The following is a 12,070-nucleotide window of genomic DNA, read 5'->3' as shown; positions in this document are numbered from 1 at the left end:
CATCTGGATGGATCGCCTTTTATGATTACATCACGTAGGATTGCCCCGCTATTGTGCTATATATTGTACCGTTTTTGTCGCAGCCAAGCGAGAAGTAACAGCACTATTGTTAGCTTTTCCGCTTAAGGAAAGGGTATGCTTTTGTTTTTTTCCTTCATACTAAAAGAGAGAACCGTAACGTGAGGTGAAAAGTATGTATCAGCCATTTGATATTACGCTGGCGCATAGGCTTGCCGATCAGTTGATCGAATGTGCGACAAGCCTAAAAGAAAAGACACAGTCACCGGAGCAAGTACAGCAGCATCTTGTCCGGCTTACTTCCATTATAAATAGTTTGCATTCACTGGCAAACGGAGCGGAGGAAGCGGGTATGAATCCGATTTATAACCGTGGAGACATAAGATAAAGTACGGTACGAATTTTGCAAAAATGCTTCCGGTCTTTTCTTTTTCCGAGATTTAAGGTTAAAATAAACTGTTGTATTATTGTTCACAATCTCGTCATTTTTCAGCATTGGCGGGAAAAGGAGGAGACTATGAAGCCATTTACATCTTTAGGAACGAGTATTATTTTGCGCCTGGAAATGGATGCGCGCAAGGTAAACTTCGTGGATATTGCGACAGCGGTAAGCAAAGCGAACGGCGACATTGTGGCAATGGACGTTGTTCACTCGTCCAATGAAGATACGGTGCGTGACTATACAATTAATACGAAAAGCAGAGCTCAGGTGAGCGAAGTCATCAAAAGTATCGAGATGTTGCCTGGCGTGAAAATTGTAAGCGTATCGGATCGGACGTTTTTGAGCCATATCGGTGGTAAAATCGAAATAAAACCGAAGATCCCCATTCAAAACCGGGAAGATCTGTCCCGCGTATATACGCCGGGTGTGGCGAACGTGTGTGAAGCGATTGCAGAAGATCCGTATAAAGCGTACAAGCTGACCATTAAGCGCAATACGGTAGCGATTGTAAGCGACGGTACCGCCGTTCTCGGTCTTGGTGACATTGGCCCTTATGCGGCGATGCCGGTAATGGAAGGAAAAGCGATGCTGTTTAAACAATTGGCAAACGTGGATGGATTCCCGATTTGCCTTGATACGAAAGACACGAATGAAATTATCGAAACGATCGCCCGCATGGCACCAGCATTTGGCGGAATTAATCTGGAAGATATCTCCGCGCCGCGTTGCTTTGAAATCGAAAAAGCGCTGCGCGAGCGCCTGGATATTCCGGTATTTCATGATGACCAGCATGGTACGGCGGTTGTCATTCTGGCCGGCCTATTAAACGCGCTGAAAATCGTTGGCAAAGATATTGAAAACGTAAAAATTGTTGTAACAGGCATGGGAGCAGCAGGTGTAGCGTGCACGAAGATTTTGCTCAACGCTGGCGCCAAGCAGGTTATTGGCGTAGACCGCGATGGTATTTTGTCCCGCTCCGTTTCTTATGAGAACCCTGTGTGGGAAGAGATCGCGCAAATGACAAATCCTGATAATATGCAGGGACAATTGGCGGATGCGCTCGTAGGTGCGGATGTATTTATTGGGGTATCGCGTGGTAACATTCTTACCAAAGAGATGGTACAGACAATGGCAAAAGATCCGATTGTGTTTGCTATGGCCAACCCGCAGCCGGAGATTGATCCGGAAGAAGCAGCAGGCGTCGTACGTGTACTTGCGACCGGGCGTTCTGATTATCCGAACCAAATTAACAACGTGCTTTGCTTCCCGGGCGTTTTCCGTGGTGCTTTTGATTGCCGCGCGACAGACATTAACGAAGAGATGAAAGTCGCGGCGGCGCACGCTATTGCATCGATTATCAGCGATGAAGAATTGAACGAGCAATACATTATCCCAAGCGTATTTAATGAAAAAGTTGTAAAGAAAGTGCGGGATGCCGTAGTGGATGCGGCCATTAAGACAGGTGTCGCCCGCAAAATTCCACGGGACAAGCGCACGAAAGAAACAGTATAATCGAGGTCGACAACGACAGCAGGCAAAAGCGTTTCGGCACAATAACCGAAGCGCTTTTGTTTGTACCTTGTATGTGGTATTCCACTACTTTTTGATTTGTAAAACGATTTTTCCGGTGTTTTTGTTGCTTTCCATATACTCGTGCGCTTCTTGCGCCTGCTCCCAATCCCAGACAGAATCGATGATCGGTTTTAAGCGGCCGTCTTGGAAGCGCGGCATAGCGAACGATGTGAATTCTTTTGTGAGCGCGATTTTATCCGCGACTGAACGGGAGCGGAGCGCGGTTCCGATGACTTGCAGGCGCCGGCGCAGGAGTTGTCCGAGATCGAGTGTTGGCACTTTGCTACCGCCCATGATACCAATGATAATGAGGCGCCCGTCTATGGCGAGAGAGGAAAGGTTTTGTTCCCAGTACGGCGCACCGATAAAGTCAAGAATAATATTGACGCCTTTGCCATTTGTCGCTTCTTTCACTGCTGGTGCGAAAGGGCCGGCTTTATAATCGAGCGCGAGACTGGCCCCTAGCTCCAGGCATGTTGTTCGCTTTGTTTCTGTCCCAGCAGTGACAATAGAAATTGCTCCTGCTTCCCGTACAAGCTGGATGGCGGCTGTGCCAACGCCACTTGCACCCGCGTGAATCAGCACGGTATGCCCCGCCTTAAGGCCACCCAGCCAGAATAAGTTAAGATAGGCGGTTAAAAATACTTCCGGAATGGCGGCCGCCTCTTCAAAAGAGAAAGAATCCGGAATACGGATGGCCATTTCGGCGGGAATGACCACTTTTTCCGCATAACCGCCGCCAGGCAAAAGCGAACACACACGATCTCCCGGCTTCCAGCCAGTTACATGTTTTCCCACTTTTTCAACAACTCCGGCCATTTCCAGTCCCAGGATGTCCGTTGTACCTGGAGGCGGGGGATAGAGACCACGTTTTTGTACGAGATCGGCACGGTTCAGTGCGGTGGCATATACGCTGACGAGCAGTTCGTCTTCTTTCGGAACAGGATCTTCAGCTTCCCCGATATAAAGACGCCGCGTTTTTTCTTCAACAAGCACTGCTTTCATGTGACTTCCTCCTTATGTACATATCGTTCAAACTAGAAGCTAACCACTATTTTATGATATCGTATTAAAGAAGATAAAGGAAAGGACAGGGAAAGATGAGCACGTCTTTGCGCGCTAAGAAAGTCATTATGTCGGAAGAACTTGAAGAGCGACTGGAAAATGTACAGGAGCTTAGGAAAGAGGAATACGAAACATATGTTTTGGTGAAGGATCGTACGACGGGAGAACATTATGTCCGTTATACGCAGCGTCATTTGAACATCATGGAGGGCGGAGTTGAAGATGTATTCGATCATTTGTTGCCCGTAAGCACGGACGATGTGCTGGCGATTGTTTTCGGAGAGCAGGATTATACGTATCCTACAGAATGGAAGCAAAAATATCTCCGCGGCAGCAATGTAGATCCGTACGTATGGTTTGATCCGACCGATCTCCCGGCGGATCCGAACGACGATTCGCTTGGCAAAGAGATTTACGGGATGCTTGAGACATTTAAAGCAAAGAAAAATTTCGATGATCAAGCGATTGCAAAGCTGTTCAAACAAATTGATGATATGCTTGAGAATAAAGATAAAAAGTAAAAAGATGGGGTTGCCTATCATAAAGGGGGAACCCCACATCGTCATCAAGCTGCAATCAAACGGCTACTTCTGGCATCCCAAATTTTCATGGTGCATCCGTTGCCTCATGTTACTCGAATGACTTTAGTAACATGTTTTCTGTTTACATTAGAAAATGATGTTTTGTTATTCGACAAATTTTGGGTGTCTATTTCTTGAGTCGCTACAACGTATGCTTTGTTTAATGATACTAATAATTCTTCCATAAACGGAAGACCTGGCGCGTAAATAAAACTTCCTTCAATTTTTAGCGATTCTAGAATTTCCATATACTTTTTTGCGTATAATTCAAACTTTCCGTGGACTCTTAAATGATGATGCATAAACTGGTTTGAAAAAGCCATATGAGAAATAACAGTCCCCCAAGTATTTGGTGTAAAAGTGTATTCAAGCCAGTTCGCTTTATATAAGTAATTCATTGTATGTACATTTCTATCTATTCCAAACGCTTCAATCCCGTTCTTTCTGAGGAAACGGACTAAATTTGCTTGTGAACCGCAACCGATATCTAAGACGGGTTGCTTAATTGTATCTAAATGAATGTTTAATAATTTCATTTGGAACTCAGGAGTATATTCAGCGCATTTTATTGTGAACAAATAGGGACTTTCTTTATACTTTTTAAAGATTTCAGTCCCGTTCGATTCTAATAAGAAAATTTTCAAATTTTGGTAATGTAAATGAAACAAACACTCCACTTCTTTATTAGACATTTGCTCTTTTTGATTACCTATAACATAAATTTGTTCAAATAAATCCCCATAGATTTTTTGAAGCTTACGGTGATCTTCATGATTAAAATCCAAATATTGATTCGCTTGTATAAATAATCTGATAACTTTGTCTGCAATATCCTCTAGCAATTGTTGATATGTACCCTCTGACTTTGTCGCTCTTATAAATTGCGCGACTTCTTTCAGGTTTCTTTTGAATAACCTGGTCGTTTCTTCGGAAGCGTTCAATCCCGTTCTGCCATTTGTTAACGTGTAAAAAAGACTCTTGTTTTGATTGTAGAGTAACTGCTGCTCTGTTATACGATAGAAGTCTGAGACTGTAAGCATATTTTCCCTCCTTTTTTCATCAGAATTGATAAAAGGATTATATAAATGATTTTAATCACAATATATATCCAGTAACATATTTTTTATACAATTTTTTTGAACTGATGGGTTTTCCATAAAAAAAAAGAAGAGGGGAAGAACCCTCCTCTTTTGTAGATGGACGGAATTATACTTCAGCTTTTGCTTCTTTTGCGATTTGACGCAGAACGGTTTGCAGGATACCACCGTTGCGGTAGTATTCGATGTCAACCGCACTGTCCAGACGTACGCGTACATCAAACTCGAATGTTGAGCCGTCTTGGCGGGTTGCTGTTACTTTAATGATCTGACCCGGTTTAATGTTATCATTCAGATCAGTAATATCGAATGTTTCCGTACCTGTGATACCTAGTGTTTCCGCGTTTGTGCCTTCCGCGAATTGCAGCGGCAGTACGCCCATGCCTACCAGGTTGCTGCGGTGTATACGCTCGAAGCTTTCCGCGATTACCGCTTTTACGCCAAGCAAGAATGTTCCTTTGGCAGCCCAGTCACGGGAGCTTCCGGTACCGTACTCTTTGCCCGCGATAACAACCAGCGGAGTGCCGGATTCCTTATATTTCATAGCGGCATCGTAGATCGGCATAACTTCACCGGTCGGCAGGTACGTTGTTACGCCGCCTTCGGTGCCCGGTGCCATTTTGTTGCGGATACGGATGTTTGCGAATGTACCGCGCATCATTACTTCATGGTTACCGCGACGGGAACCGTAAGAGTTGAAATCTTTGCGCTCTACGCCGCGTTCAGACAGATAGATACCAGCCGGGCTTGTTGGAGCGATGTTACCGGCAGGCGAGATATGGTCCGTCGTTACGGAGTCGCCAAGGAAGGCAAGCGCTCGTGCGCCCACGATTTCTTTGATTTCGCCCGCTTCGGAACTCAAGCCGGAGAAGAACGGCGGATGCGCGATGTACGTGGAGTTTTCATCCCACTCATACAGTTGTCCTTCCGGATATTCGATTTCGTTCCAACGCGGATTTGCTTTAAATACGTTGCTGTATTCTTCTTCAAACATTTCCGGTTGAACAGCGGAATGAATCGCTTCCTTGATTTCGTCATTTGTCGGCCAAATATCCTTCAGATATACCGGCTGACCGTCTTTGCCCGTTCCGATCGGTTCAGCAGACAAATCGATGTCAACCGTACCTGCGAGCGCGTATGCCACAACAAGCGGCGGAGAAGCGAGGTAGTTCGCTTTTACTTGGGCATGCACCCGGCCTTCGAAGTTACGGTTACCGGAAAGCACAGCGGCTACTGTTAGGTCATTTTCCGCGATGGCGTTGCTAACTTCTTCCGGCAGCGGGCCGCTGTTACCGATACAGGTTGCACAACCGTAACCTGCGATGTAGAAACCAACTTTTTCAAGGTATGGCAGGAGCCCTGCTTTTTCAAGATACTTCGTAACAACACGGGAACCAGGTGTTAAGCTTGTTTTTACGTATTCAGGTTTTACAAGCCCTTTCTCAACAGCTTTCTTTGCTACAAGACCTGCACCCAGCATTACGCTCGGGTTGGATGTGTTCGTACAGCTTGTAATAGCCGCAATCACAACCGCGCCTGTACTGAGTTCAGAAGTTTTGCCGTTTTTATGTGTAATCGTAACTTTCTTTTCGATTTGTTTGTCGTCCAGACCGAAGCCGCCTTTGTCAATTGGTGTACGCAGCGCATTGTTGAACGCTTCTTTCATTGCTGTCAGTTCAATGCGGTCTTGTGGACGTTTCGGGCCGGCAAGGGTCGGGACGATAGAGCCGAGGTCGAGTTCAAGCGTTTCAGAGAATACCGGATCCGGAGTGTCATCCGTACGGAAAAGCCCTTGCTCTTTGTAATACGCTTCAACCAGCGCGACTTGCTCTTCGCTGCGGCCAGTGGAACGCAGGAAATTGAGCGTTTCTTCATCCACTGGGAAGAAGCCCATTGTTGCGCCGTACTCAGGGGCCATGTTCGCAACGGTTGCCCGGTCTGCCAGGCTGATGTTGCTTAAGCCAGGGCCGTAGAACTCAACAAATTTGCCGACTACTCCTTTTTTGCGCAGAATGTTAACAATAGTCAGCGCCAGGTCGGTAGCTGTTGCGCCTTCAGCTAGGCTTCCTGTCAGCTTGAAACCGACAACTTCAGGTGTTACGAAGTACAGCGGCTGACCAAGCATGCCCGCTTCTGCTTCGATACCACCGACGCCCCAGCCTACTACGCCGAGACCATTGATCATGGTTGTATGGGAGTCTGTACCTACGAGAGAATCCGGGAAGACTTCTACTTCGCCGTCCACTTCTTTTGTAGCAGCTACAGACGCAAGATATTCAAGGTTTACTTGGTGAACGATACCGGTTGCCGGAGGAACCGCACGGAAGTTGTTGAATGCGGTTTGTGCCCAGCGCAAGAAGCGGTAACGCTCAGCGTTGCGTTCGAATTCAAGTTTCATGTTGTTTTCCAGCGCTTCCGGGTTTCCGAAGTCGTCTACCATTACGGAGTGGTCGATAACGAGATCAACCGGAACGAGCGGATTAATGCGTTCAGGATCGCCACCCATTTCTTTCATTGCCAGACGCATTGCAGCGAGGTCAACCACTGCCGGTACGCCGGTGAAGTCCTGCAAAACAATACGCGCAGGAGTGAACGGAACTTCCTGATTTGGGTCGCGCTCTTCTGTCCAAGTTGCCAGTTTTTTTACGTGTTCTTCCGTAATGGCTACGCCGTCGAATTGGCGGACAGCCGCTTCAAGAAGAACCTTTATAGAAAAAGGAAGTTTTGAAATCGGACCAAGCCCTTGGTCTTCTAACGCTTTAAGGGAATAGTAGGCGTATTTCTTGTTGCCTACTTGCAAAGTCGAACGCACAGAGTAAGCATCTTTCTTTGCCAAGTTAATAACCTCCTTCATAAGATTTGTCTTGTGTTTCACTGAATGAAACTGAGTTTCTGTTTCCGATAACATTATACTTCTTTTTTTCGTAAACGTACACTATATTTTTCGATTTTTTTTTGAAACGGGCTCATAGTTTACGAGGGAGCGGGCAATAAGGTATAATGTCATATATTGCAACACGGTTTCGTCAAATGAAACTTTAGCAGGAAGGTGAACAGGATGGATGCTTCCGAAAATAAGATGACGGTGCGGGCGGCTGACCGCGCCCTTGATATATTGCTTTGTTTTATTGATGAAAAAGAACTGACGCTTACGGAAATTGCCCGCAAAGTCGAACTTAACAAAAGTACGGTATACCGCCTATTAGGTTCATTGGAGAATAAAGGGTTTTTGACGCGTAACCTTGATACGGAAAAATATCAACTGGGATTCCGCATCTGGCAGCTGTCGGCTAATTTGCCGCAGGAAGATGATCCGGCCAAGATTTTGTTGCCTGAAATGATTAGGTTGCGTGATCAGGTTGGTGAGACGATCAGCCTATATGTTCGCAACGAGAATGAACGAATCCGCGTGCAGGCGGTAGAAAGCAACGAAACGATCCGTCGGGTGGCTCCTATTGGGGCACATTTGCCACTTTCGGTCGGCGCTTCTAGCAAAGTGTTGGTTGCCTATTCTTCCCCTGAAGTTCAACAGAAAGTTCTGGCGGATCCATCCTGGCCTTCTTCGATTGATAAAAAAGCTTATATGGAGCAATTGGAGGAGATCAGGAAGAGAGGATATGCCACAAGCTATGAGGAACGGGAGAAAGGAGCGGCAGCGGTGGCGGTGCCGTTGTTTAACAGAAGAGGTGAACTGGTAGCGGCACTATCTGTATCAGGACCTTCGAATCGCCTGACGCTTGAGCGGATGATGGAAAATTTGCCCTATGTTATGGTGGCGGCCAAACGAATGGGGTCTATGCTAAAATGAAAACGGAAAGCACACTCAAACAGAAACGAGGAGGCAAACATGGAACAGACGTATCGGTTGAACCTGACTCCATTGCAGGTGGAAGTGCTGCTGGATACGACGCGCGGTTTTGTGGATAACAAGAAGTTATTGCATGTACCGACGGCGAATGGAGAATTGGCCGGCCTACCGCTGACGGAAGCGGCACTGAGCTGGCTGCTTGATCGATATCGTGAGGCAAATGAAGAGAAAGGAGAAGTGCTTGTCACGCTGTGCTCGGCAGATGTAAAAAACACAGCCGTGACCATTACATATTCGTCACAGCAAAAGACATTGGCTTATGATGTCAATCTTGCTGAATTTGATGAACAATAGAATATTATTGCGCGGATTATCAAAGGTCAATATTCAGTTTTTTTTCTTACGTGTAGCTATGGTATAACAGCGCAGGTTTTGAATATTCATTTGATTTCGTTGCTTTTGGGTAGCTGGATCGGTGTACGAAATGCGAACGGCAACATTCCAGGTCCTTATTTTTTGAATTAATGAAACTTTTGTAAAAAAATTACGTACATGTAAGTAACGGAGCTGGAAGGAGGGTGGGAAATGGAGTGGCTGGTAAGTCAATTATCAGTATGGATGATGTGGTTTCTTCTTGCATTTGGACTCCTTATTGCTGAATTTACTTTATCAGGATTTGTGGCCCTTTTCTTTGCATTAGGGGCAGGTCTAGCAGGGATCGTCGCCATTTTTACCCCGAACTTAGTGATACAAGTGACCGTTATGCTCATCGCTTCTATCATTGGCATTATATTAGGAAGGGAAGTTCTTATAGACAGGTTTGGAGTGAATGACGATGTTATTCGTACTAATGTGGATGCGATGATCGGAAATAAGGCGATCGTTACAAAGACAATTTCTCCAACTGAAAAAGGAATCGTTAAGTATGGAGGACAATCATGGACAGCGGCCAGCGTCGGAAACCAAACGTTTACTGAAGGGGAAACGGTCGTTATTTATGAGGTTCAAGGAGTTACTTTGTTTGTAGATAAACAATAAATAAAAGGAAGGAGAGGGAGAAAAATGATAGTAGAGAATTTGTTTCCGGTATTGTTTGCTATCATTATTATTGGTGTTGTCGTTTCCCTTGCTTTTTCATCCGTTCAACTTGTTCGTCAGTCAGAAGTGCGTATTGTTGAGCGTCTTGGTAAATTTCAGCGGGAATTGGGATCCGGCCTGTATTTTATCGTGCCGATTTTAGATCGTGTAGTAGCCCGTTGGGATATGAGAACACAAATCATTAACTCCATGCCGCAACCGGTAATTACAAAAGATAATGTAACAATGAAGATTGATACACTCATTTATTACCGAATTACTGATGCGAAAGCAGCAACATATGAAATTAACGGATTAAAAGAAGGAATTGCTAACCTTGCAGTGACTGCGCTGCGTAATGAGATCGGAAATATGAACCTTGATGAGACGCTAAACTCCCGGGATAAAATTAATGCAGCGCTGCAAATCAAAATGGATGAAGCAACGAATAACTGGGGAGTAAAAGTCGAGCGCGTAGAAATGAAAGAAATTATTCCTCCTCACGATATTGAAGAAGCGATGAAGCAAGAAATGACAGCAGAACGTGAGAAACGGGCAAAAATCCTGAAAGCGGAAGGGGATCGCGAATCCGCCATCAAGAACGCGGAAGGAAATAAGCAAAAACAAATCCTTGAAGCAGAAGGGGAAATGGAATCCCGCATTCGCCGTGCAGAAGGGGAAGCGAAAGCGATTGAATTGGTTGCTGCAGCCCAGAAAAAGCAAATTTATGAAGTGTTCTCTGCTTTGAAAGAAGTGAAGGCCGACGATAGCGTGATTGCGCTACGCTATATTGAAGCCTTAGAAAAATTGGCTGAAAGCGACAATAAAGTGTTTATTCCATATGAGGCTACCGGCCTTATGGGAAGTGTAGGAGCGGTTAAAGATTTACTGCAATCATCACAGAGTAATATGAGGGTGGATAAATAGAAACCCACATAGCTATGAGTTATAACTCTGACATGAAAGCAATAGACATAAGCGTCAGTCAATGTAGTGAGATATTAAGAGAAAGTAGAAAAAGATGATAAACAATCGGGTGAAGGAAAAAGCAGGAAAAAACGAATGCTTTTTCCTTCTTTTTTTTGCTGTTTGTAGGAAGAATTTGCGGCTTGCTCGTCGTTGCTTTCTTCCAGGAAGAGCGTATAGAACGAATATCATCAAGCTCAAAAAAATTTATGCGTTTTCATAAATCTATTATCTTAAAACCATTTTCCTGTGATAAAATTTAATCAGAACAAAAATAAGCATAAATACCTATGAAAATTAAGAAAGTAGGGTTTGTTCGTGAAAAAAGTGCATATTCGTTCTGTAAAACCGGGGGATAAAATTGCAAAGACAATTTTATCGGAAGCAGGACAGGTGTTGTTGGCCGCCGGACTTGAATTAAGCCAACGTTACATTGACCGGTTAAAAGCGCTAGGCATAGATACGGTATATATTGAAGATGAGCATACGGACGATATTGTACCGGAGGATGTGCTCAGTGATACGACGCGCAAAAAAGCGGTGGAGACTGTATACAAAATGATGACAGGGCTTATGGATCAACCAAAGGTAACAGGACGGATAGCGATGCCAGATATGGGCAAGGTATTCCGGAATGTTTTTGGCAACATACTAGGAGATTTAAGCGGAAGAAAGGATATTATGGTAAATCTTGTAAATCTTCATTCGCTGGGTGGTTACCTGTTTCATCATTCGGTCAATGTGGCGGTACTGGCTGGAATTATTGGGTTGGCCAAAGGGTACAATCGGGAGCAGCTCATGGATCTTGGCGTGGGAGCGTTGCTGTTCGACATAGGTATGATTATGTTACCGAAGGATCTGTGGAATAAGAAGACGATGCTAACTGAGGAAGAGCGGGCGTATATTGAAAACCATACAGAAGACGGATTTAATATTTTGCGTTACCAGTACGATATGTCCCTTCTTTCCGCTCATTGTGCGCTGCAACATCATGAACGGTATAACGGGTCCGGTTATCCGCGCAAACTGGAGAAAGATCAAATTCATGAATACGCGCAAATTGTCGGTATAGCCGATGTGTATGATGCGCTTACTTCCCATCGCTCACATCGTCAGCATTATACACCTAATGAAGCGCTGGAATACTTGTTTGCTTCCGGAAATACCCTGTTTGACCTAGAATTGGTGAAATTGTTCGTAAAACATATTGCCGCCTATCCTATAGCGTCTACCGTCGTATTGAATACAGGACAAATTGGGGTCGTATCTCATGTTCATCCGAATGCTGTGCATAGACCAATCGTTCGGATTGTGCAAGAACGTGATGGTACGGTAGTAAAGGCTCCGTATGAAATTGATCTAAAAACCCATACTAATATTGTGATTACACGTACGTTATGAAAGAAATCACGAGATGTATAAAAATTTCTATTGACTCTTTTCA

Annotated in this window: 11 protein-coding genes; 8 read left to right on the top strand and 3 right to left on the bottom strand. The window is 44.9% G+C overall.

Annotation, left to right across the window (positions count from 1 at the left end):
* The first annotated feature begins 193 nt into the window (after positions 1 to 193).
* Positions 194 to 406, top strand: a complete 213-nt coding sequence (locus tag K3F53_RS16315; protein WP_057897609.1) for a hypothetical protein — start codon at positions 194 to 196, stop codon at positions 404 to 406.
* 129 nt (positions 407 to 535) lie between these two features.
* Positions 536 to 1,972, top strand: coding sequence for an NAD-dependent malic enzyme (locus K3F53_RS16310; protein ID WP_057897610.1), 1,437 nt, complete (start codon positions 536 to 538; stop codon positions 1,970 to 1,972).
* 84 nt (positions 1,973 to 2,056) lie between these two features.
* Here K3F53_RS16310 and K3F53_RS16305 read toward each other — a convergent pair whose 3' ends face one another.
* A complete protein-coding gene (locus K3F53_RS16305; protein WP_220559127.1) occupies positions 2,057 to 3,037 on the bottom strand; it encodes an NAD(P)H-quinone oxidoreductase in 981 nt (326 codons plus the stop codon).
* Positions 3,038 to 3,132: 95 nt separating this feature from the next.
* Between K3F53_RS16305 and K3F53_RS16300 the strand changes: the two genes are divergently transcribed.
* Complete coding sequence (locus K3F53_RS16300) at positions 3,133 to 3,618, top strand: hypothetical protein (RefSeq protein WP_057897612.1); 486 nt, start codon at positions 3,133 to 3,135, stop codon at positions 3,616 to 3,618.
* 104 nt (positions 3,619 to 3,722) lie between these two features.
* Here the strand turns inward: K3F53_RS16300 and K3F53_RS16295 are convergent, their stop codons facing one another.
* Complete coding sequence (locus K3F53_RS16295) at positions 3,723 to 4,718, bottom strand: class I SAM-dependent methyltransferase (protein ID WP_175493626.1); 996 nt, start codon at positions 4,716 to 4,718, stop codon at positions 3,723 to 3,725.
* A 166-nt stretch (positions 4,719 to 4,884) separates the two neighbouring features.
* Positions 4,885 to 7,611 carry an aconitate hydratase AcnA gene (gene acnA / locus K3F53_RS16290; RefSeq protein WP_057897613.1) on the bottom strand — a complete coding sequence of 909 codons (2,727 nt, stop codon included), beginning with the start codon at positions 7,609 to 7,611 and terminating at the stop codon, positions 4,885 to 4,887.
* 222 nt (positions 7,612 to 7,833) lie between these two features.
* On the opposite strand from acnA, the gene K3F53_RS16285 reads away from it, so the two are divergent.
* The 5 genes from K3F53_RS16285 (at position 7,834) to K3F53_RS16265 (ending at position 12,027) form a co-directional block, all read left to right on the top strand.
* Entirely contained in the window at positions 7,834 to 8,583 is a 750-nt protein-coding gene (locus tag K3F53_RS16285) for an IclR family transcriptional regulator (RefSeq protein ID WP_057897614.1), read from the top strand.
* A 39-nt stretch (positions 8,584 to 8,622) separates the two neighbouring features.
* Complete coding sequence (locus tag K3F53_RS16280) at positions 8,623 to 8,937, top strand: hypothetical protein (protein ID WP_057897615.1); 315 nt, start codon at positions 8,623 to 8,625, stop codon at positions 8,935 to 8,937.
* A 231-nt stretch (positions 8,938 to 9,168) separates the two neighbouring features.
* Positions 9,169 to 9,621, top strand: coding sequence for an NfeD family protein (locus K3F53_RS16275; RefSeq protein WP_057897616.1), 453 nt, complete (start codon positions 9,169 to 9,171; stop codon positions 9,619 to 9,621).
* Between the two features lie 24 nt (positions 9,622 to 9,645).
* Entirely contained in the window at positions 9,646 to 10,587 is a 942-nt protein-coding gene (locus K3F53_RS16270; RefSeq protein WP_057897617.1) for an SPFH domain-containing protein, read from the top strand.
* A gap of 357 nt (positions 10,588 to 10,944) precedes the next feature.
* The gene (locus K3F53_RS16265; RefSeq protein WP_057897618.1) at positions 10,945 to 12,027 is read left to right on the top strand and encodes a cyclic di-GMP phosphodiesterase; all 1,083 of its coding nucleotides are present in this window, start codon (positions 10,945 to 10,947) and stop codon (positions 12,025 to 12,027) included.
* Positions 12,028 to 12,070 lie beyond the last annotated feature (43 nt).

The sequence above is a fragment of the Aneurinibacillus thermoaerophilus genome (assembly GCF_019603355.1).
GTDB classification, from domain to species: Bacteria; Bacillota; Bacilli; order Aneurinibacillales; family Aneurinibacillaceae; genus Aneurinibacillus; species Aneurinibacillus thermoaerophilus.
Note: the sequence above shows the minus strand (reverse complement) of the source record. Positions and strands in the feature narration are given on the sequence as shown.